21 protein-coding genes are annotated in these 20,759 nt (G+C 37.2%); 16 read left to right on the top strand and 5 right to left on the bottom strand.

The features are described 5' to 3' along the window. Nucleotides 1–76: 76 nt before the first annotated feature. The 6 genes from B1R93_RS14060 to B1R93_RS14035 all read left to right on the top strand — a co-directional run bounded on the left by B1R93_RS14060 (nucleotide 77) and on the right by B1R93_RS14035 (nucleotide 5,573). Complete coding sequence (locus B1R93_RS14060) at nucleotides 77–769, top strand: DUF1295 domain-containing protein (protein WP_088104573.1); 693 nt, start codon at nucleotides 77–79, stop codon at nucleotides 767–769. Between the two features lie 734 nt (nucleotides 770–1,503). After that, nucleotides 1,504–1,836 (top strand): ArsR/SmtB family transcription factor, encoded by a 333-nt coding sequence (locus tag B1R93_RS14055; protein ID WP_088104572.1) that lies wholly within the window; start codon nucleotides 1,504–1,506, stop codon nucleotides 1,834–1,836. Nucleotides 1,837–1,927: 91 nt separating this feature from the next. Further along, complete coding sequence (locus tag B1R93_RS14050; RefSeq protein ID WP_088104571.1) at nucleotides 1,928–3,013, top strand: saccharopine dehydrogenase NADP-binding domain-containing protein; 1,086 nt, start codon at nucleotides 1,928–1,930, stop codon at nucleotides 3,011–3,013. Between the two features lie 757 nt (nucleotides 3,014–3,770). Continuing rightward, nucleotides 3,771–4,046 carry an AMP-binding enzyme gene (locus B1R93_RS14045; RefSeq protein WP_088104570.1) on the top strand — a complete coding sequence of 92 codons (276 nt, stop codon included), beginning with the start codon at nucleotides 3,771–3,773 and terminating at the stop codon, nucleotides 4,044–4,046. Between the two features lie 206 nt (nucleotides 4,047–4,252). After that, entirely contained in the window at nucleotides 4,253–4,549 is a 297-nt protein-coding gene (locus B1R93_RS23965; protein ID WP_425348961.1) for a CPBP family intramembrane glutamic endopeptidase, read from the top strand. A gap of 115 nt (nucleotides 4,550–4,664) precedes the next feature. Then, nucleotides 4,665–5,573 (top strand): hypothetical protein, encoded by a 909-nt coding sequence (locus B1R93_RS14035; RefSeq protein WP_088104568.1) that lies wholly within the window; start codon nucleotides 4,665–4,667, stop codon nucleotides 5,571–5,573. A gap of 126 nt (nucleotides 5,574–5,699) precedes the next feature. Here B1R93_RS14035 and B1R93_RS14030 read toward each other — a convergent pair whose 3' ends face one another. Further along, nucleotides 5,700–6,029 (bottom strand): hypothetical protein, encoded by a 330-nt coding sequence (locus tag B1R93_RS14030; RefSeq protein ID WP_088104567.1) that lies wholly within the window; start codon nucleotides 6,027–6,029, stop codon nucleotides 5,700–5,702. Between the two features lie 250 nt (nucleotides 6,030–6,279). On the opposite strand from B1R93_RS14030, the gene B1R93_RS14025 reads away from it, so the two are divergent. Next, nucleotides 6,280–6,831 (top strand): SLAP domain-containing protein, encoded by a 552-nt coding sequence (locus tag B1R93_RS14025; RefSeq protein WP_088104566.1) that lies wholly within the window; start codon nucleotides 6,280–6,282, stop codon nucleotides 6,829–6,831. Nucleotides 6,832–7,328: 497 nt separating this feature from the next. Here B1R93_RS14025 and B1R93_RS14020 read toward each other — a convergent pair whose 3' ends face one another. After that, nucleotides 7,329–7,865 (bottom strand): GbsR/MarR family transcriptional regulator, encoded by a 537-nt coding sequence (locus tag B1R93_RS14020; RefSeq protein ID WP_245308283.1) that lies wholly within the window; start codon nucleotides 7,863–7,865, stop codon nucleotides 7,329–7,331. Between the two features lie 254 nt (nucleotides 7,866–8,119). Between B1R93_RS14020 and B1R93_RS14015 the strand changes: the two genes are divergently transcribed. The 6 genes from B1R93_RS14015 to B1R93_RS13990 all read left to right on the top strand — a co-directional run bounded on the left by B1R93_RS14015 (nucleotide 8,120) and on the right by B1R93_RS13990 (nucleotide 14,385). Continuing rightward, nucleotides 8,120–9,361 carry a quaternary amine ABC transporter ATP-binding protein gene (locus B1R93_RS14015; protein WP_088104565.1) on the top strand — a complete coding sequence of 414 codons (1,242 nt, stop codon included), beginning with the start codon at nucleotides 8,120–8,122 and terminating at the stop codon, nucleotides 9,359–9,361. A gap of 1 nt (nucleotide 9,362) precedes the next feature. Further along, on the top strand, nucleotides 9,363–10,211 hold the full coding sequence (locus tag B1R93_RS14010) for an ABC transporter permease (RefSeq protein WP_088104564.1): 849 nt from the start codon (nucleotides 9,363–9,365) through the stop codon (nucleotides 10,209–10,211). Continuing rightward, complete coding sequence (locus B1R93_RS14005; RefSeq protein ID WP_088104563.1) at nucleotides 10,211–11,122, top strand: glycine betaine ABC transporter substrate-binding protein; 912 nt, start codon at nucleotides 10,211–10,213, stop codon at nucleotides 11,120–11,122. Before B1R93_RS14010 ends, B1R93_RS14005 begins: the two co-directional genes overlap by 1 nt. A gap of 698 nt (nucleotides 11,123–11,820) precedes the next feature. Then, entirely contained in the window at nucleotides 11,821–12,660 is an 840-nt protein-coding gene (mle, locus tag B1R93_RS14000) for an alpha/beta fold macrolide esterase (protein WP_088104562.1), read from the top strand. Between the two features lie 265 nt (nucleotides 12,661–12,925). Then, complete coding sequence (locus B1R93_RS13995) at nucleotides 12,926–13,447, top strand: DUF3995 domain-containing protein (RefSeq protein WP_088104561.1); 522 nt, start codon at nucleotides 12,926–12,928, stop codon at nucleotides 13,445–13,447. A gap of 320 nt (nucleotides 13,448–13,767) precedes the next feature. Beyond that, complete coding sequence (locus B1R93_RS13990) at nucleotides 13,768–14,385, top strand: DUF3298 and DUF4163 domain-containing protein (protein ID WP_207634166.1); 618 nt, start codon at nucleotides 13,768–13,770, stop codon at nucleotides 14,383–14,385. Nucleotides 14,386–14,463: 78 nt separating this feature from the next. On the opposite strand, the gene B1R93_RS13985 is transcribed toward B1R93_RS13990, so the two are convergent. The 3 genes from B1R93_RS13985 to B1R93_RS13975 all read right to left on the bottom strand — a co-directional run bounded on the left by B1R93_RS13985 (nucleotide 14,464) and on the right by B1R93_RS13975 (nucleotide 17,969). Continuing rightward, complete coding sequence (locus B1R93_RS13985; protein WP_088104559.1) at nucleotides 14,464–15,789, bottom strand: DUF2254 domain-containing protein; 1,326 nt, start codon at nucleotides 15,787–15,789, stop codon at nucleotides 14,464–14,466. A gap of 123 nt (nucleotides 15,790–15,912) precedes the next feature. Beyond that, on the bottom strand, nucleotides 15,913–17,124 hold the full coding sequence (locus B1R93_RS13980) for a SpoIIE family protein phosphatase (protein WP_088104558.1): 1,212 nt from the start codon (nucleotides 17,122–17,124) through the stop codon (nucleotides 15,913–15,915). 32 nt (nucleotides 17,125–17,156) lie between these two features. Next, nucleotides 17,157–17,969 (bottom strand): alpha/beta fold hydrolase, encoded by an 813-nt coding sequence (locus B1R93_RS13975; protein WP_088104557.1) that lies wholly within the window; start codon nucleotides 17,967–17,969, stop codon nucleotides 17,157–17,159. Nucleotides 17,970–18,440: 471 nt separating this feature from the next. On the opposite strand from B1R93_RS13975, the gene B1R93_RS13970 reads away from it, so the two are divergent. From B1R93_RS13970 to B1R93_RS13960, 3 genes are all read left to right on the top strand, one after another. After that, nucleotides 18,441–18,650 (top strand): hypothetical protein, encoded by a 210-nt coding sequence (locus B1R93_RS13970; RefSeq protein ID WP_088104556.1) that lies wholly within the window; start codon nucleotides 18,441–18,443, stop codon nucleotides 18,648–18,650. A 71-nt stretch (nucleotides 18,651–18,721) separates the two neighbouring features. Next, a complete protein-coding gene (locus B1R93_RS13965) occupies nucleotides 18,722–19,927 on the top strand; it encodes a quaternary amine ABC transporter ATP-binding protein (RefSeq protein ID WP_088104555.1) in 1,206 nt (401 codons plus the stop codon). After that, on the top strand, nucleotides 19,914–20,750 hold the full coding sequence (locus B1R93_RS13960) for an ABC transporter permease (RefSeq protein ID WP_088104554.1): 837 nt from the start codon (nucleotides 19,914–19,916) through the stop codon (nucleotides 20,748–20,750). Before B1R93_RS13965 ends, B1R93_RS13960 begins: the two co-directional genes overlap by 14 nt. Nucleotides 20,751–20,759: the final 9 nt, after the last annotated feature.

Genomic DNA, 20,759 nt, shown 5'->3' with positions numbered 1-20,759 from the left:
TTGTACGAACAAAAAGGACGGTGTATCATTAAATTATGAAATATTTTATTGGATAGTTCAAAATTGGAGGAGGCTCATGGTGTCGATCTATAATCGAAATACTGGATACTGGCTGCCACGCTTTACACTTATTGCACTAGAAACGATAGTTCTATGTTTGTCTGGGTGGTTACTTCTCTTCAAAGGAACGGAAACACTCAACGAGTTGTTATACTGGAGTCTGCCATCGGGTAATCAAGAGCGAAACATACTCCTATTTATTCTAATTGTCCTTGTATATTTAAGGATGTTCGCCACAATCTTTATCTTCTTGAGAAGAGCGATGCCTTGGGTGGAAGTCTTCACCATCCCCCTAGCGTTTTCGCTTTATTATGTCGGGTTCCCGCTATTAAGTCTGCCCACGAATAGAGCCCTAGATGGATGGGATCTTTTATTCATTGCCATTTTTGTAGTTGGATCGTTTCTAAACACCGTTTCCGAGTGGTTACGTGCTCACTGGAAACGAAAACCTGAAAATAGAGGTCAGGTTTATACAGGGGGCTTGTTTCGCTACTCCGCCCACATTAACTATTTTGGGGACCTGCTCTGGGTACTTGCGCTAGCGCTGTTGACTTGGAATCCGTGGTCGTTTGTTATTCCGATTTTCTTGTTTTGCTTTTTTGCATTTTATAATATTCCGATGCTTGACCGTCATCTCGAAAATAAATATGGGGAGGAATTTCGGGCCTACCAAAACAAGACAAAAAAGTTTATCCCCTTTCTCTACTAATCTGCGTTGTTATCGTTAGCTTTCTTCTAACACTGAATGAAGCTATAGGTGGCGAATCGACGGGTCCGGCTTCCCGATATAGGGCCGTTGAAGAATTGATGAAACGAACGGGTGGATAATTAGATTCAGAAGAGTTGCTTCGCAAACTCAGAACGATTGTTCAAATAACGAGAAGTTCTATCCAAAGCCACTCCATTGTCAGGAGTGGCTCTGTTTTTATAGATTGATGTATATTTTGTGGTCAAAATCCACTTTGTGCTTAGATAGATTACGGTGAACCTTACCATAAGTAAAGGCGGTGTTATTCCTGTTCTGAAAATATGACACCAAAAAGAAAAAGATACTAGACCTTTAAAAAAGGTAAAGCTAAACAAGAATAGAGAGAAGTTTAAAGATGGCTTAACTTTTCAAGAAGCAGAAGAAATCCATTCTCATTAGTTATAGTCTGCAGACGTTAGAAGAACGTAGAGATATTGATAATGCTAGAACTCACCAACACAATACTTTCATGACAAATCTAAAAGTTATTGCAACTTATATGAAGCAAATGTGATGAAACTTTATAAAAATATTTGAAGTATATGTATGTCGCCAAAATTATTTAATGTCAAGACTATCTTTATATAGCTGGTAAACCACCGTTTAGCAGCTTAAGTAAAAAAACAGTTGCAATTAATCCACGTCTAAAATATAATGCGTTTAAACATATAAACAGAATACTGAGGTGGGAATTTTTGAACGAACTAACAGAGGGACCTGAAGAACACAGTGCACTTAAGACATTCCAACAGTTGAGTCCTTATTTTCAAGGGTTGGGAGATCCTATACGACAGCAGATTATCGTGTTATTAATTGAGAATGAATCTTTAAATGTAACGATGATTGCAGAGAGTATACCAATGTCTAGACCAAACATATCCCATCATTTAAAAATTCTAAAACAAGCAGGATTAGTCCAAGTACAAAAAAAAGGTACTGAAATGTTTTATCGATTGGAAATTAATGATGTGATTGCATTAATGAAACAACTCATTAAATTGATAGAAGAAGAAGGATGCTTAAAATAGTTAGAAGAGACACTAAAGTCTCTTTATGTTTTGTTTATTATGTTTAAGAGTTTAAACGAATAAACGTTTTATCTTGAATGGGGGAATCAATATGAAAAAGAGTGTATTAATTGTAGGTGGTTATGGTGTAGTAGGAAGGCAAATTGCTGAAATTTTAGGTGATCAGCAGTATGATCTTGAAATTTTTATTGGTGGACGTCATCCTGAGAAAGCAAAAGATTTATTTGAAAATGATAGTAGAATTCATGCAATAAAGATAGATAATCTTTCAAAAGATCCTTTAAAGGAAGTGAAAAGGGATTTGACATTGATTATTAATGCTGTCAACGATCCCGAGCATTATTTGTTACGATCTGCAGTCGAGAAGCGTATCCCTATAATTGATATAACAAGTTGGACAGAACATATGAAGGATTCAATACACATGTTGAACAAAATGAAGCTGCATTCACCAGTGGTCTTATCTTCAGGGTGGATGGGTGGCGTAGCTGCGTTATTTTCGAAGTTAACGACAGCTTCCTTTAAAGATGTCCATCTTGTTAATATTAATATCCTTCACTCAATTAAGGACAAAGCGGGTCCAAATTCAATTGAATATATGGATCGTTTATCTGTTCCTTTTGAGATTACTGAAAATAGGTTGCAGCGTCAAGTTTATCCCTTGACTGATCCGGTACATGTAAAATTTCCAAATTCCTTTAGTACAAAATGCTATAGGATAGATACACCTGATCATTTTACGCTTCCAAAAACATTAAATGCAGATTCAGTCAATGTACGAATTGCATTTAATCATAAATTTTCCACATATTCTCTACGTTTCTTAGTTGCGACAGGTATATGGAAACTAATCAGCGGAAAATCATTCAAATCACTTCGCAAAAGCGTGTTATACAATCCAGGAGAAGGTGATACACATCAGATTGTCATTGAAGCAAAAGGGATGGGTCATGATAATTTCGAGAAGGGGATTATAGTTACCATTTCAGACCCGTTAGGTCAAACGCATCTCACTGCACTTGGAGCAGTCATTCAAGCAGAAAAAGTACTCCAGGAAAAAGAGAAGCCATTATCTGCAAAAATATATTTTCCTGAAGAACTTGAAGAAGGCTCTATAGATTCGTCATTTGTAAATCAATTCTTCACAAAAAATGGTGTCCACATAACGGTCGTTTAATCTAATAGAAATACTACTTTATTTATCAAGGTCGGAGCCTGTGTAATTATGTTTATACTGAATTTGGAAGTATTGAAAGAAAGGCTGTTGCAAGAAGAAAATTCTGATGAGTAATTTAGTTAAAACCTTATTTAGATTTTCCACCGAGAACCGTATCATAAGTAACGGTAAACTTTATCCTCAATAAAGAGTTTTATTTACAGAAAAAAACCACTATAAAAAGTAAGAAGGGAAATCATCGGATGCTGATTTCCCTTCTTCTTTTTTGTTTGTTTTTATTTTTAAGCTAATATGTCACAATTGTTGTATTTTATTAAAAACATTAAATAGCGGAGTTGTTATCCATGGGTATTTTTCTAAATTAACTGGTATGTTTCTATTTGAAAAATATCCTCAGCCACAACGTTAGGATGTAGTGCTCCAGTTAAAAAATATATTTGGTTACTTGGGTTAGGGAGGATATCTCCAAAGGATTGAATAAATAAGCTATCATATTTTTCCAAATTTTCTTGATTAATGGCTACCTTCTCTCCACTGTTTTCCTGATCAATAAGAGTTAAGTGTGATTTTCTTTAAAAGATTTTCCACTTAGAATAAAATATCCCTAAAAAATATGAGTTTATTAAAAGCTTGTTATATTTATATTATTTAACACTAAATGTTATAATTGATAATTATTAGAATTGTATGGAAATCAATCCAATGGTGATAGGGGATAGACATAGATACTTATTTATAGAATAAAAGTGAAATTGATTTGAGGGCTTTACTCGAAAAAGTACAAGATTCGCCTTTCTATGCAAATAAATTAAAATCAAAGGATACCTTTACCTCTTTAAAAGAAGTTCCTTTCACGACGAAGGATATCTTAAAAATCAAAGGGGGTCAAGAAGCGGCTGTGCTGCCTATGCCAGATATAAAATGGGGACAAGTCCCTGCTGCATTCGTTGTTTTAAAAGAAAGTCATCAACAAATTGACGAACTTGAAATAAAAGAATATTTAAAAACAAAGCTTTTGGTCAATTTGCCATAGTACAAAATTCCAGAATACTTTGTTTTCTTGAATAACTGCCAATTAATTTAGGATGAAGAAAGCCCAATTGGGATAATAATATCTACTTCCCTTTTATTACACATGGTTTCCATTCTATTAAGCTAGGTCTTTTCTTTCAACTTTCCATATTTGGAAGTGTGTTAGTGTTCACCCTGCTCTTATTTATATTTGGTGACTGGGAAAGAATGAAGGAATTACTGATTTTTGCGTTTGTTTTTTCCTTTGTGAATGCTGTCTTAGAGGAATTACTCTGGAGGGGAACATTATTTCAAATTCTCTCACATCAGGTATCTATGCTTTACGCTCTTGTAATAACGAGTCTCGCATTTGGCCTTCACCATATTGCCATAGGGATTCCTTTTGCGGTTGCAATCAGTTTTTCTATAGGGGGATTCTTCTTTGCTATTATAATGTCCAGAAGTGAAAGTGTCATACCATCGATCCTATGGCATTTTATCATTAACCAGCAGAGGCTTCTATGAAGTTATTTTTTCCTCTTTTGTTACTTGCCTTTCCGGCAACGATAGTATTTATTTTAGGGCCTGTTATGCTAGAGCTTTTTAAATTTATTGTAGTATTAACGTGAGGAGTGATAGTATGGATTTTCCAGTTTTAATAGAAGCGGATTCAAGCTATAGGGCCATACTTCAAAAAAAATTTAATCAAAAGATAGTCATGTCAACAAACTTTACCCTTGGAAACAAGTCATATCGACTGGTAGGAACAGTGAAGAAAACATGGTACGGAAAAGTTCGAGATTATAGTACATTAAACTGCATGATTGTGGAGGAGAATTTAAAGGTTGTAAAGGATGAGAAACTTTCCAAAAGAATTTACTTCGCTTACTCCACTCTTGCCATGATTTATTTAGCTAGGGTGCATATTACCAATTCGAGGTTAGAGGATCCTTTCTTTTTTAATCCAGCAATACAGAAATATGAAGAAATCATAGCAAGAGTCAGACCTGTATTAAAAGTTTTTTACAAAAAACCAAAGGAATATTATGAAGAAAGATTTTCTTCCTTTTACGATTTTTTAGTTGCTGCTCATCAAACAAATATAGAAGCAGACACTCATTCGAGAGAGCTTTTTCCCTTATTGGAGGAAATTGAAGCGCAAAAAACAATGGGTGTGGAAGAAATTGAAGAAATAAGAAAAATAGCTAACCGTTTCTTTCGACTAATAAATCAACGAACCCTACTAGTACTAAGAAATGAAGAAGTATTTCATGTGATGAAATTGATTTTAGACGTAAGCAACATAGAAAAGGATATTGACCTTAAAGAATTCTCAGCTGAAATCAAGTTGATGTATCAAATCATAAAGGGAAGTAAAGGTGCCATTCATGATACAAAAGTAAACTCTGCGATCCAATCCCAGTTAAATAAGACCGAGGAAATTATTGCACATTTTCAGTTCTATGAGGAAAGAGGAACTTATGTAGAAGATATCAGTTCCAAGCAATTTGAGAAGCACTGGACTTTTCGAAAAGAAGTGAGAACTTAAAACAGTAATAAAAGATTTTTTGAAAGTTATTCAAAGAAGGAGTAGAAAATGTGGGCAATCTAGTTTTAATAGAAGCGGATTCATGCTATAGGGTGCTTTTTCAAGTGAAATTTAATCAAAAGCTAGTCATGTCAACAAAATTCTTACTGTAGCCAATGCTAAAAAGACTATTAGTACCGCTGCCAAAAAGGTAACAAATTCCATAAAAAGTACTGCTAAGAAAACAGTAGCAGCAGCAAAAAAAGTAATAAGCTCAGTAAAAAATGCGGCTAAGAAAACAATTACGGCAGCAAAAAAGGCAACAAGCTCTGCAAAAAATGCAGCGAAGAAAACAGTTACCGCTGCAAAAAAAGCAGTAAGTTCTACAAAAAATGCTGCCAAGAAAACGATCACCACAGCTAAAAAAGCAACGTCTTCTGTTAAAAATGCTGCACAAAAGACACTGTCAACTGCCAAGAAAACAGTGTCCCAAAAAACAAGTAGCTCTGTCAAAAAAGTGTCAGGTGCTGTAAAGAAAACAGCCACTAAATCTTACAATTATGCTAAAAAAATTGTAAGTATGGTAAAAACTATAGCGAAAAAAGCAGTTAGCAATGTATCAAAGGGAGTTTCTAGCTTTTTCAAAAAGCCAAAGCTCCGTTAAGTTTTTCGTGCCAGGTAAAGGACAGCTTTTGTCCTTTACTTACTTTGAAGGGAGAAGTACTTCATGAAGAAATACGTTAATCTTTTTATCGTTATTGTTGGCTTACTGGCTGTAACGGCTTGTAGTAATGGGGAGGCAACAACGTCAGATAGCACTAATTTAAAGTTGCAGCAGAAAATTGAAAATTCCACAAAGAATGAGCCAGTTGAAGCCTACTTAGTGGTTTTGGAGGACCAGGAACCGCTTAAAAGTCCAGAAGCGAAGAAGCTGTTAAACTCCACCATGGAAGAATATCCTACCATTGAAGCGGGAGTAATCGATGTAATCCCACTGGCAGCTCAATATGGGGACGGTGGCGTATTACATACGATGATTTTCATACGAAATGGCACAGAGTTTGAGGTGGATGCGGTAGATTTAGCTGATATGACTTACACGATTACTAGCACAGCTGGGGAAACCATCGCAACAGCAGATTTTTATCTCAAGCCAGAAAGTCTAGGAATTTTAAAACCTGGAGAAGTAAGAGCGATGCGATATGACTTTGAACCGAAGTTTGTGAAAAAGAGTGATTACGACTTTACTGTAGGATACAATGCAACGATAAAATTTTAGGAGGAAAATAACATGACAAAATTAAAAGAAACGGCTCTACCAAGTTGCTTGCCAGGGGATCAAGCATAACACTGGTATCGTTCCCTGCCGCGGCTTGATGTACTCGAAAAAGTAGTAACAAAGTGGGCAACTGCAAATCGATTTTCGTAATTAAGCCACTCCATTGTCGGGAGTGGCTTTTCTTTATTTGTGGTCAAAGGATGCTATGTGCTTTGATATTGTGCGGTGAACCCTACCACAAGTAATGGTAAAGCCGAAAATAGAACTAAATGAACTAAAAAGATATTTAGATACATTATTTAGTTAAGCGAACACCTAGAGACGAGATGATGAATACATCTAATGAAATTCCCCATGAATAGTTAGTTTACAAAAACAGAAAAGAGTCACAACTAGCATAATAAGCTAGTTGTGACTCTTTCCTTGAAACTTCCATTGGCTACTTGACTTAGAGGTCGGGACGTAACGTTCCTACTACTCACTTCTTCCTATTCTTGCTAATCTTTCTTCTTTTTAATAAAGTTTAGAATTTCCTTAGTTTCAAAGCTGTCGATAAGGCTGTTTTGCCAATCGTAATAATTAAGCCTTTCTTCTAGCTTTTTAATATCTATTAGGGCATTCTCACGGGTTTCTTCTGAAGTCTTCGGGTCATCAATAAGTTCCTGTAATTTGGTCAGGGATTTTTCCATCGTGCTGCTATTCATCGTAATGGCTGTACGCCATTTAATTGTGAAGTAATCAAAAAAGCACTGATACCAATCTTCTTTAATTATATATAAGTCCTTCCTTTCACCCTTTATCCAAACCTTTTCCACCATATTTAAATCAAGCAAGCATCTAACCGAAACACTCATACTTGTTTTACTCATCCCGAGCTCTTCTTTCATTTCATCAAGTGTAAGTGGTTTATTTGAAAAAAAAAGCAGGCCGTATAACCGCCCAGCAGAGGGGGTTATTCCATAAAGATTCATATTTTGAGCAAGAGCATCTATAACCATCATCCTGGTTCTTTTTAATATATCATTGTCTTTCAACTTGTTTCACATCCTAAATATTTAATAATATTTAAATCCTAGACTACATATTGCTTAAACAAATGTAAAGCTCTCCTTTACAGCGGATAAAGGAGTTTAAAGGAGTATTTATAAGTAAAGTATTCGTCCGTTACGTACAGTTATTTCTGTACGTATTATATAAACAATAAGAATAGAATACACTGTTTGAACTAAACTAATTCCTCAGTCATAATTAAGAAAGTCCTAAGCGACAAAGTAAATGAGGTGAAATAATGGAAGAAAACCATATAAAAATAAAGGTCAGTGATGTTACCAAGATTTTTGGTAAATCATCAAAGAAGGCTTTACAGTTACTCAGAGAAGGAAAATCAAAGGAACAAATATTAAAGGAAACGGGTTCAACCGTTGGGGTGAACCAAGCATCATTTGAAGTGAAGTCAGGTGAAATATTCGTCATTATGGGTTTATCCGGAAGTGGTAAATCCACTTTAGTTCGATTGCTTAATCGTCTTATCGAACCGACAATAGGGCAAGTTCAAATTGATGGTAAAGATGTAGTAAAAATGAATAAGGAAGAATTAAGGGAAGTAAGAAGAAAGAAAATTAGTATGGTCTTTCAAAAGTTCGCATTGTTTCCTCATAAGACAGTACTTGAGAACACAGAGTATGGTTTAGAGATTCAAGGTGTTGAAAAGGCTGATAGAAGTGAAAAGGCAATAGAATCATTAGAATTAGTAGGACTTAAGGGTTATGAAAATCAATACCCTAGTCAACTAAGTGGTGGTATGCAGCAACGTGTGGGATTAGCGAGAGCACTGGCAAATGATCCTGATGTTCTTTTAATGGACGAAGCTTTTAGCGCATTAGACCCGTTAATTCGAAAAGATATGCAGGATGAGTTGCTAGAATTACAATCCACTATGGAGAAAACGATTGTCTTTATTACTCATGATTTAGATGAAGCTCTTCGTATTGGTGACAGAATTGCCCTTATGAAGGATGGGAACATCGTACAAATAGGAACACCTGAAGAAATATTAATGAGTCCTTCCAATGAATATGTTGAAAGGTTCGTAGAAGACGTTGATCTTTCGAAAGTACTTACGGCGCAACATGTTATGAAGCGTGCTGAGACCGTTCAAGTTGATAAAGGACCACGTGTTGCTCTTAAATTAATGAAGGACTTAGGGATTTCGTCTATCTATGTCGTGGATAAACAGCAGACGCTTCTTGGTGTCATTACTGCAAAAGATGCGTCAAAAGCAGCTGAAGAAAATCAACCATTAAAGAATTTCTTAGAAAAGGATATCAATGTGGTTGGAACGGACACTTTATTACTCGATTTATTCGATAAAGTATCATCTGCATCAATTCCTGTTGCGGTAACAGATGAAAAAAATCGATTAAAAGGAATTTTAATTAGAGGTGCCGTTATCGGTGCTCTTTCGGGTAATGAACGCTACATAAATGAGGTTGCTGGAACTGAAGCACCACTAGCTAAGGAGGTGAAGTAAAATGGAAGGAATTTTACCGAAACTTCCGTTAGCTCATTGGATTGATGTTTTAGTTGATTGGATGACAAATACGTTTGGCGGAATGTTTGATGGTATATCTAATGGGGTTAAGTTTTTTGTTGAAGGAATCGTTGCGGGTTTAGGCTTTATACCGTCTATTCTACTTATTATTCTAGTGAGTTTACTAGCTTGGAAGGTTTGTAATATAAGAATAGCTTTATTTGCATTAGCAGGTTTATTTCTTATTGATAATTTAGGTTATTGGGGACACATGTTAGAAACACTGGCTCTTGTATTAACGGCTGTGTTGATTTCCATCGTAATTGGGATTCCAGTTGGTATTTGGGCATCACAAAGTGAAAGAGTAAGACAAGTTGTTACACCGATACTTGATTTGATGCAAACCATGCCAGCTTTTGTTTACTTATTGCCAGCAATCTTTTTCTTTAATATAGGGGTGGTACCTGGGGTTGTTGCATCCGTCATTTTTGCAATGCCACCAACCATTCGTTTAACTGTACTTGGAATTAAGCAGGTACCAGCAGATTTAATTGAGGCAACAGAAGCATTTGGCTCTACAACCAAGCAAAGGCTTTTAAAGGTGCAACTTCCGTTAGCCATGCCAACGATTATGGCAGGGATTAATCAAAGTATCATGCTAGCTTTATCAATGGTCGTAATAGCATCAATGGTTGGGGCTCCTGGACTAGGTACAGAGGTTTATCGTGCTGTAACGCAAATTAAAACAGGTGTCGGGTTTGAGGCTGGTTTGGCAATAGTCGTCATTGCGATATTGCTAGACCGCATCACTCAAAATATAGGTAAGAAAAAACAAGGGGGAACAGCGTAATGTTAAAAAAATTAGTAGGAATTACATCAGCACTAGCACTAACTTTGGGGTTAGCTGCATGCGGAGGAACTGAAACAGGTGGATCAAGCTCATCAGAATCAGAAAGTTCAACTACATCTGTAGGTGAACAGGTTGATTACAAAATTATAGGAATTGATCCTGGTGCAGGATTAATGAACTTGACAATCAATCAAATTATCCCAGAATATGGACTAGATGACTGGGATGTAGTAGAAGGTTCAAGTGCTGCAATGGCAGCAGCTTTGAAAAAAGCATATGACAAAGAGGAGCCGATCATTGTAACCGGTTGGAGCCCACACTGGAAGTTTGCGAGCTATGACTTGAAATATTTAGAAGATCCAAAAGGACTTTATGGTGGAGCTGAAGATGTTAACACGATTGTACGTCTAGGATTAAAAGAAGATCATCCTGATGCGTATAAGCTTCTTGATCAATTTAACTGGGAGCCAGAACATATCGAAACAGTAATGAATTTAATTCAAGAAGGCGATGAACCAGCCGACGCAGCAGCACAATGGGTAAGCGAAAACGAAGAGCTAGTTAGTGCGTGGACTGAAGGGGTTAACGAGGTTGACGGTGAAGAATTCAGTATGCTTTATGTAGCATGGGATGACGTAATCGCAAGTTCACATGTCGTTGAAAATGTTCTAGAAAGTGTTGGATATGAAGTAGATCTAGTTCAGGTTGATGCAGGTCCAATGTGGGCTGGTGTAGCAAGCGGAAGTGGGGATGCATTGGTAGGCGCATGGTTGCCAACAACTCACGCTGATTATTATGCTGAATACGAAGGAAAGTTTGAAGACCTAGGTCCAAACCTTACTGGAACTAAGCTAGGATTAGTCGTACCAGCATACATGGATATTGACTCAATTGAAGACCTAAAAGAATAAATATAGAATTACCGAAAAGATAGCTAGAACCATAATTAGCTATCTTTTCTTTTTTAATAAACAGTATAATCTACAAATGAAAAACTAAAAACTCCCTGAAATTGACCAAAAATAGTTAAACCTTTTCAGCTATTGCATAAGTAAGCACCTTCTTATACAGCAATCTTATTAATTTAAATACAATGGGTCAGGACAATTCGAAGGAGAGGCTGTTTATCTGATCTACAGTTCGATTTTTGCACCGATCTTGATTTGGGAGAGAGACAACAATCAATGTTGACAAAAAGGAATTATATGGTAAACTAAACTCAATTGATATGAATGGAGGGTTACGTGTGGCTAACTAATTTTTCGAAAGTTCTTTGCACAATGAACAGAATAGCACGTTAGGCTATGTTGTGTGCATAGTAATCGAAGAATGGTTTGCCTTTAGGGTAACCCAATTTAGACATATGCGATTTGAGGTAAGGATAGCTCTACCTTTGTCTTGTATGTACTAATTAAGAAGAAAATGAACCCATATTATTCAACTAGGTGTTAGGACTATGACTGGATACATGTACCGTTATTTGGTATGTGTAAGTCCATCAGCGGGTATTCAATTATCACGTTCATTTATTACTTCAATTTCTCGATTACTTTAAGCATAGGCAGCTAGCCTGTGCTTTTTTTACTTGTAAGGAGGGGAGAATGTTTCAATGAATCAACATCTAATAAAGTTTAATGGAATCGTAATATGTACCGAAAGCTTCGGAAATCCGGACAATCCAGCCATTTTATTGATTATGGGGGCTCAAGCATCAATGGTTTGGTGGGAAGAAGAATTTTGTAGGCGTCTAGCAGACAAAGGACACTTTGTAATTCGCTATGATAATCGAGATGTCGGTTTATCTACAACATACGAACTTGGCAATCCCGAATATAGTTTTGAAGATATGGCCGATGATGCCATTCAAATCCTCGATGGGTATGGAATAAAGCAGGCCCATATAGTTGGCATATCAATGGGCGGTATGCTTACTCAAATCATAGCTCTGCGGCATCACGAAAGAGTGTTAAAGATTACGCTTATTTCAACATCTAATTTCGCTCCGGAGCTTCCCCCGATGGAACAAAAGGTCATAGACTATTTTTCCAATGCAGGAGCAATAGACTGGACGAATGAAGAATCGGTTGTTGAATTTTCTGTTGGTAAATGGAAAATTCTTAAAGGTACAAAGCATCAATTTGATGAGGATAGAATATACAATTTAGCAAAAGAAGAAGTAAATAGAAGTAACAATTTAGCCAGCATGAACAATCACGGAGTGCTAATAGGTGGTGAATCCTATCTGGTTAGGACGAGTGAAATAGACGTTCCAGCTCTAGTTATACACGGTACGGAAGATCCTATTATCCCCTTTGAACACGGAATAGCACTTGCTAAGAAAATTCCAGGAGCAATATTACTTCCATTGGAGGGTACTGGGCACGAAGTTCACGTTGACGATTGGGAAACAATCATCGACGCTATTTCAAAACACACTGTATCCCATTAAATCATCTTCCGGTTCTATATAGTTGAAGGGAAAGGAGCATTGCTCTAGGGTTCTCCTTTCCTTGTTATCGACAGCTTGACTATGGTGATATTGTAAACGTCTAAGATTTTTGAAAAAATTGATTAAGAGGCATCGGTTGGAGCGTGCCAGGATCGTTAGTAAATCGTTTACCCGATGAGATGCTTCTGTTCTTGCTCAAATATATATTTCCTTTTAAATGCCCTGCTCAGTAACTCAAATAGTTCGAAATTGAAGGAGGTAGTTTATGAATAAGAAGAAGGATGTTTATTTAATGGTGGCTGCTTATACAGCCTGTGCTGCAGGGCTTCTGTATGCGTTGCCTCATTTCTGGTGGGGTCTTGGGATCTCAGTCGCATTTCCAGGAGATTATAATGCGGCTCCCGACGATCCGGTTTCTCAGTTTATTGCATACTGGCTTATGGGAATGGTCAGTATGGGTGCTGCGCTGTTTGCGCTAGCTTTCGTCCATTCTTGGGGTCAGCGTATTCCTCGTATGTTATTGCTTATTCCCGCTTGGATTGCTGCTGTGGGGCTGATTACGTGGGGACTTGGGTTTGTTTACCTGCGATTTTTCTTGGCCATCGGTCGAGTGTTGTCTGCACCTGAATTTGTTCTTCAGGATTCAGATCTCCGTGCCATCGGATGGGGGCTGTTTTGGTATAGTTTATTTGTGATTTGGGGTGTTTCTTTGTGGGTAGCAGCCCGGAGATTTCAGCATAGGCGAAGTTTTACAACTGGTGAGAATAAAGTAATTACGTTAGATTGACCTCGGTTACGACGAAATATATCTAAGGTGTGCAAGCGGAAAAAAGAGTTGAGTAAGTTGAAGGAGTACTAGTTATTTATTCTGTGTCCGGAAATCTGACTTGAGATTAACAAGCTAAATTGGTGCAGATTTTAGAGATGCTTATTAATAGGACATAAATCCGCCATTTGAATTTGTAGAGATATGAAGAATAATGCGTCAAATAGAGGAGTACTGTTGAAAAAGCAGTATTCCTCTTTCTACTTTAATTAGTCTTTCGCACACATTTTACTGTTTGATTGAATACATTAGGTAATAAAAATCGGAGGAACGATTACATGATGCTCAATACCTTTCCAGTTAGTATTAAAACGGTTAAAATTAGCGGCGGACCGGATAAAACCGTCTATTATCCTCAAGTCATGATGCAAAATCGACAGTTGGAAGGCTTTATCAATAGAACCATTGCACAACAAACTCAGCAGCTTATTAATCAACAAATTGGTGGTATGCCTTCAACAGTGGAAGAAATGCTCGGGCAATATGAAGTGAAAAACAATCAACGTCGAATTCTGAGCTTATCGCTCTCCAATTATACGTACCATCACCAGGCTGCTCACGGAATGACCTATATCCGCTCCTTAACGTTTGATCTGGAAAAGGCGAAGCAAAGTGAGCTTAAAGATTTATTTAAGCCTGGAAGTGATTATGTTACAAGGCTTTCAACATTGATTGATGAACAAATTAAAAAGCGTGATATTCCATTGCTTGAAGATTTCACGGTGATTCGGCCCGATCAAGATTTTTATATTGCGGATAAAACGCTTGTTCTCTACTTTCAACTATATGAAATCACACCATATGTTTATGGTTTTCCGATGTTTCCGATATCGGTCTATGATCTTGAGGATATTATTGATGAAGATGGTCCCCTTGGGCGAATGGCCGTTAATCATTAATCAACGACCCAGAACGTTTAAAAAAGTGTCGTTCTGCGCCGAAGCTACGATGAAAAAAGAAGGGGGTTCTCCAAAAGTTTAAATTGCTTCGAAATCCTTTCGGTGCTCGGTTGCGTTTGCGAGTGCTTGCAGCTGTTTATTAATATAGCGCTTATCTAATGAAAGGAGAGAGGATTGGTCGAGCCCCTCCATTATATACTCTGTAAATTCCCAAACCGTTTCCTTTATTTGTTTGGAATTACTTTCGGCAATCAAGGTTAATGCTTTTATTCCAGCTGACAGAACTGAAAGATCAGAGAATCCATATTGACGAAATTGAAAGAAGCATTGATATAAATAATCGGAGAAATCAGGCTGATCGTAAATCACTCTAAGATTACGGGCAGCATCGTTATAGTACGGTGTTGGTAAATGTTTACGACCTAATTTCGTTAAGATTTTCCCTAGATTTTCAATACAATTAATCGCGGTATTAGGGTCATTGACACCAGATGATAATGCGCGAAGTCCTATTTCAACGATTTTGGTTAAGCCAAATTCAATGTCATTGACGGCGGCTTGCTCCGAACCGATGATGAAGAACCTTTTAAAATTTGTGTCTACCTTGTGATGGTCGAGTGTCCAAATTGATAATAATGGAGTTTCATGATCAACATAATCATTCACTTGTTTTTCGATACGAATGATACAGTCCTCCTTCACTGCCTCATCCACTAAGCCTTGAATATCGATGTATTGAATATATCCGGCATTGTCTAGCGTAAATTGTTTTGGCGTAATTTGTTTAATTTCTTCACTTTCCCAATCTTCCCACGGGGCATCCTCATGTACGTCACTGGCATCTTTAAAATTTTGATTAATTCGCTCAATCGTGGCTAATGTAATTGTATGAATTAAGTTACTAACCTGAATCCAACTCGTCACATGATGAATAAAGAATACAAAGACAATGAGACAGGTAATTGAAATAAAGATAGCGATTGCTGGGACGATAAAGGTCGTTGTAGTTTCTGTTTCTCGTAACAGAAGTAGCAAAAGAACGGAATAAATAAAACCACCAACAAAAATTCCTAGAACTCGTTGAGTACTGTGGTCCGTTATGAAATTTTGTAATGTCCTAGGCGAAAATTCAGATAAATACGTTGTTAGCACAACAAGAATCGTAGAAAAGGTGATCGTTGTCATTGTCAGTAATGAAGCTGATATCGAGCTTAAAATCGTTTGAGCAAGATGGATATCAGTAAAAAGGACCTGTGGGAGGAGTACATAAATTGACTCTTGACTTGTTATATAAGCATTAAGCTGTGCACTTATAATCGCTAAAACAGCTGCAATGAATCCATATAAAGAAGGAAGGTACCAAAAGCTGTTTCTAATTCGAATAAAAACATTTGTGGTAGTCATATGCAAACACTTCCTACAACTAAAAATAGGTTATATTAATTTTTACTGTTTTTTCTCGTTTTATTCAGTTCTAGAACAAATAAAATCCCCAATAAGCTAAGCTATCGGGGATGAAATAACAAATTATATTAAATTAACGAGAATGAAGCATTGGTCATCACTTTTATGATAAAAATTTTCGTTATCATTAAGTGATTGAATAATGCTTTCTTTTAGATCTGCGATAGGGCTAAATTGGTTTTCAGATAATAACGCACATAAATGGTTTGAACCAAGTGGATCCGTTACACCATCCGTATAAAGGAGTAGCCTACTTCCTCTTTTATATGTAAAGGATTTTGTTTTAAACGTAATTCCTTCAAATGTTCCAATGGGTAGAGTAGTAGAACGTATTTCATGTTGATTCCCATCAGGATCCTGCCATAAAGCGGGAGGATGGCCAGCATTAATATAATCAATTTTTTGTTGAGCGGTATCAATTAAAAGATAGATCGCTGTACAATAATGCCTTGCTTCTTCGTTATTTTGGAATAAACCGTGAAGATGGTTATCCAATTCCTTCATCACAATCTCTGTTTTAACCCCTTTAGAGACTAATTTTTGAAACAAAGAGTGAAGAGACATCGTAATTAATGCAGAGGAAATACCATGTCCCATTACATCAAGAATAATAATGCCGTATCGATGCTCATCTATTTGATAAAACCCGTAAATATCTCCAGATAGCTCACGTGAAGCTTTATAGAATGATTCGATGTGAATTTGGTCGTTAATGATAGGATCAGTTAACGACGTTTCTTGTATTTTTCTAGCAAGCTCTAGCTCTTTTTCTGTATCGATTTTATATTTTTGATTTTGCTTATTTAGTTCAAGGAGCTCTTTTTGTTTTTCCTTCAGGTCTTTGAAGGTAACCTCTAACTTTGCATTGGCTTTGTGCTTAGCCATTAAAGCGGCCTCAGCCTCTTTCTTGGCAATGAGTAGTTCATTTTCGTACTCACTCCTCTTACGTATCGGAATGACGATACATTCGATTATCGATTGTTCCTTTCTTTCCCTTAGGATGGCATTTATCATAACTGGTATTTCTTCTTCTGCACTAGACTTTAACGAGAGTTGCATTTCTTCAACTTGCTGCTCCATTTTTAAAAGTGGAACAAAATAAAGCTGATAAAAAAGTTGAGCAGGTACGGTCAAAATTGTATTTATGTGATTTCCCTTTATATGAGCGAGTTTATATCCAATCACCTTGAGCAGGGTATCATTCATAGTTAAAAGAGTGCCATCTTCTGATAGGGTAAGATAGCCACAAGGTGCAAAATTCAATTGTTCATCCATTAAAGGCAATCACCTCAATCTTTCTGTACACTTTATACAGAAGCATTTTTCAGATAATGACGGATTAAACGAACTGTTTCATCAGGATGGCTCATATGTGGGCAATGCCCTGTTGCTCTCATCTGTTCTAGCGTACTATTAGGAAGATGTTGGTGAATATATTTACCAACTTCGGATGATGCAATAACGTCTTCAGAGCATTGCAGAATCAGTGAAGGCACGGTTACATTTTGCAAATCTTTGCGGTTATCAGCAAAAAAGGCAGCCTCCGCAAATTGACGGGCAATGATCGGATCAGTAGAACAAAAACGCTCCTCTAACTCTTGTTTGAGCTCCGGTCGATTAGGGTTATTCATCACCGTTTCAGCAAAGACGGTTGCCCAACCGATATAATTCTTTTCCATCATATCAATTAAACCTAGTAGCTGTTCCTTCTCAAATCCCCCATAATAATCGGGAGGGTCATTCAAATAGCATGGGGAAGGACCGATCATAATAAGGTGAGAAAAATACTCAGGATGCCTCAGGGAGGCCAGCATACCAATCATACTTCCAACCGAATGGCCAACGAAAATCGTGTCTTTAAGATCTAAAGCTGAACAAACATCAAGTACATCTTGTGCGTATCCTGCAAGGGTTTGATACTTGTTCATATCATAAGCCTGCAAATCTGACTTTCCTGAACCAACGTAGTCAAATAAAACAAGTTGATAATCATCTTCAAAGGCATGAGTCATATACTTCCAAACACTTTGGTCACAACCGAAACCTGGTGCAAATACGATGGTTTGAGAACCGTTGCCTTTTAACGTTATGTTATTTCGAATCACTATCTCTTGCCTCATTATATTCTCCTTCCCGTAAACGAACAGGACATAGAAACTTGCCACTCTTACGATACAGTGCTGTCTTTCTATTCTAACACAAACTTTATTTTCCAAAATAGTAATAGGTATATGTTTGTTTATTATGGGAACATATTGATTATAAACCTTAAGATAAAAGTTGATACGTGATCATTACATTATTTTATTATATTTCAAAAAATAGTTCACTAGACCGTAATTTGAATTTTAGTAAACTAGAAAATAATCTCTTTAAGGAAATTGTAGGTGCCTCAGTAGCAATGGCTCCACACATTCACATTGCTTCGAGGACATTAAAAAGGGAAAAGCAGAGGGCACTGAAGGGTGTCTTTTTTATGCCTAAAGCGCGAACAAAAATGCTGATTTTTTTCTCAGATAATACTGAAATGAATCAAAAGTTGGTTTTAGTACAAAATAAAAAATAATGATTTGTATAGAGGAGTGTGTTTGATGAGGTTTCGTGGAAAGAAAAATGTAGATGCTCAAATGGAATCCATTTTAGCAGAAACGGATAATCCTGCAATTTTAAATGATGTTACAAATACCGATTTAGATGTTACTTCGGAGACAAGAAAGGGAAACCCTACTTTAAGTATTGTTGAGAGTTACGTCGTACGTAACTCGGTCGACGGAAAGACCTGGAATCAGATTGATGAATAAGACAATGCGCCCGAAAGAGATTTAATATGAAAAAAATTATGACAGAGTATTCATCAAAGGAGTAATGCTTTATGAGCAAAATAAAAGTGAATAATCTCTCAAAGGTATTTGGGCATAATCCAAAAGAAGGGTTAAAAAAATTAAATAACGGCTTAAGCAAGGAGCAAATTTTAGAGGAAACGGGTATGACAGTTGGTGTGAACAAGGCTTCATTTGAGGTGGAAGCAGGTGAGTTCTTTGTGATCATGGGCTTATCTGGGAGTGGGAAGTCTACTTTGATTCGTCTCGTTAATCGTCTGATTGAACCAACAGCTGGTGAAGTCTTCATTGATGGAGAGGACATCACCAAAATGAATAAGACAGACTTAATGATGACGCGACGTAAGAAATTAGCGATGGTTTTTCAGAAATTCGCACTATTACCTCACCGTACCGTTCAAGAAAATGTCGAATACGGACTAGAAGTTCAAGGTGTACCAAAGAAGGAACGGGAGGAGAAAGCGATTAAGTCGATCCATGATGTAGGCCTGAAGGGGTATGAATCAAGCTACCCTGACCAATTGAGTGGGGGTATGCAGCAAAGGGTAGGTCTTGCCCGAGCCCTTGCAAATGACTCAGATATTCTTCTCATGGATGAAGCATTTAGTGCGTTAGATCCACTTATTCGTAAGGAAATGCAAGATGAATTATTGCATCTCCAAAATAAATTAGGCAAAACGATTTTATTTATTACCCACGACCTTGATGAAGCGCTGAAACTAGGAGATCGGATTGCTATTATGAAAAATGGTTCGATTGTACAAATTGGCTCAGCTGAAGAAATATTGGAAAATCCAGCCAATGAGTATGTCTATAACTTTGTAGAGGACGTCGACCGCTCAAAGGTATTGTTAGCTTCCCATATTATGAAGAAACCTGACGTCATTACAACGTGGAGAGATGGCCCTCGGGTTGCAGTGAAGAAAATGGAGGAAGCTGGATTGTCGAGTATCTTTGTCGTTGATAAAGAAAAGAATTTGAAAGGGATTCTGACGATTGATGCGGCAATTCAAGCTTTTAAAGAGAATACGTGGGTAGAGGATGTGTTAATCCGTGATTTTCACACAACTCAGCCCGATACCCCTCTTAGTGAGCTTATAGGAGTGGCGGCAGAGTCAAAGTTTCCAATTGCAGTTGTGGAAGAAAATAAGCTTCTAGGTATCATCGTGAGGGTATCAATCTTATCAGGTCTTGTTTTAGGTAAAGGCCAGAATGAGGTGAATAATGAATTACTTTAGATTACCGTTAGAGGATTGGACGAATGATTTTGTTTATAGTTGGTTAATTCCTGTGCTTGGTGGTTTTTTTGATGCGATTAGTCGTGTTATTTATTTCTTTATAAATGGTGTTGCCGACCTTTTTATTTTTATCCCAGCGGAACTCATGGCGTTAATTTTCGTCATTTTATCTTGGCGGTTTGCAGGTAAGGGGATTGCCATCTTTACACTAATTGGTTCTCTCTATTTAGGGTCCGTAAATTTGTGGAATGATGCGATGCTAACACTTGCAGTTGTCGTCGTAGCCACTATTTTTTCAATTGTCATTGGTGTACCACTCGGGATTTTAACAGCAAATTCTAATGTCTTAAATAAAATTGTTAGGCCGATTCTAGACTTTATGCAGACGCTACCTAGCTTTGTTTATTTAATTCCGGCTATCCTTCTTTTTGGATTAGGTGAGGTGCCGGCGGTTATATCTACGTTTGTTTTTGCTACACCACCTGCAGTAAGGATGACAAGTCTTGGGATAAGGCAAGTTCCGACAGATATGGTTGAGGCTGCAAAGGCCTTTGGTTCTACCCCATGGCAGATGTTAACGAAGGTCCAATTACCGGTTGCTGTTCCGACTATTATGGCTGGAATCAATCAGACGATTATGCTCGCCCTCTCGATGGCCGTTATCGCTTCAATGATTGGGGCGCCAGGATTAGGTTCAACAGTACTAGCTGGTATTTCCAGTGTTAATGTAGGGTTAGGTCTCGTAGGGGGACTCGGAATTGTCGTACTAGCGATTATTCTCGATCGGATTACGCAAGGTTTAGGAACGATGAACAAAGCTTAAGGAGGAATA

Origin of the sequence: Halalkalibacter urbisdiaboli (assembly GCF_002156385.1) — a bacterium.
GTDB lineage: Bacteria > Bacillota > Bacilli > Bacillales > Bacillaceae_D > Halalkalibacter_A > Halalkalibacter_A urbisdiaboli.
The sequence above is the reverse complement of the archived record's forward strand: the minus strand, read 5'-3'. Positions and strand labels throughout refer to the sequence as shown.

What these genes read in the sequence shown, in the direction of transcription:
- B1R93_RS14060 (WP_088104573.1), top strand. Translation starts at nt 77, where the DNA reads ATGGTGTCGATCTATAATCGAAATACTGGATACTGGCTGCCACGCTTT.
- B1R93_RS13960 (WP_088104554.1), top strand. Translation starts at nt 19,914, where the DNA reads ATGAATTACTTTAGATTACCGTTAGAGGATTGGACGAATGATTTTGTT.
- B1R93_RS14035 (WP_088104568.1), top strand. Translation starts at nt 4,665, where the DNA reads ATGGATTTTCCAGTTTTAATAGAAGCGGATTCAAGCTATAGGGCCATA.
- B1R93_RS13975 (WP_088104557.1), bottom strand. Translation starts at nt 17,969, where the DNA reads ATGAGGCAAGAGATAGTGATTCGAAATAACATAACGTTAAAAGGCAAC.
- B1R93_RS14050 (WP_088104571.1), top strand. Translation starts at nt 1,928, where the DNA reads ATGAAAAAGAGTGTATTAATTGTAGGTGGTTATGGTGTAGTAGGAAGG.
- B1R93_RS14015 (WP_088104565.1), top strand. Translation starts at nt 8,120, where the DNA reads ATGGAAGAAAACCATATAAAAATAAAGGTCAGTGATGTTACCAAGATT.
- B1R93_RS13970 (WP_088104556.1), top strand. Translation starts at nt 18,441, where the DNA reads ATGAGGTTTCGTGGAAAGAAAAATGTAGATGCTCAAATGGAATCCATT.
- B1R93_RS13980 (WP_088104558.1), bottom strand. Translation starts at nt 17,124, where the DNA reads ATGGATGAACAATTGAATTTTGCACCTTGTGGCTATCTTACCCTATCA.
- B1R93_RS14010 (WP_088104564.1), top strand. Translation starts at nt 9,363, where the DNA reads ATGGAAGGAATTTTACCGAAACTTCCGTTAGCTCATTGGATTGATGTT.
- B1R93_RS13990 (WP_207634166.1), top strand. Translation starts at nt 13,768, where the DNA reads ATGCTCAATACCTTTCCAGTTAGTATTAAAACGGTTAAAATTAGCGGC.
- B1R93_RS13965 (WP_088104555.1), top strand. Translation starts at nt 18,722, where the DNA reads ATGAGCAAAATAAAAGTGAATAATCTCTCAAAGGTATTTGGGCATAAT.
- B1R93_RS14005 (WP_088104563.1), top strand. Translation starts at nt 10,211, where the DNA reads ATGTTAAAAAAATTAGTAGGAATTACATCAGCACTAGCACTAACTTTG.
- B1R93_RS13985 (WP_088104559.1), bottom strand. Translation starts at nt 15,789, where the DNA reads ATGACTACCACAAATGTTTTTATTCGAATTAGAAACAGCTTTTGGTAC.
- B1R93_RS14025 (WP_088104566.1), top strand. Translation starts at nt 6,280, where the DNA reads ATGAAGAAATACGTTAATCTTTTTATCGTTATTGTTGGCTTACTGGCT.
- B1R93_RS13995 (WP_088104561.1), top strand. Translation starts at nt 12,926, where the DNA reads ATGAATAAGAAGAAGGATGTTTATTTAATGGTGGCTGCTTATACAGCC.
- mle (WP_088104562.1), top strand. Translation starts at nt 11,821, where the DNA reads ATGAATCAACATCTAATAAAGTTTAATGGAATCGTAATATGTACCGAA.
- B1R93_RS23965 (WP_425348961.1), top strand. Translation starts at nt 4,253, where the DNA reads ATGAAGGAATTACTGATTTTTGCGTTTGTTTTTTCCTTTGTGAATGCT.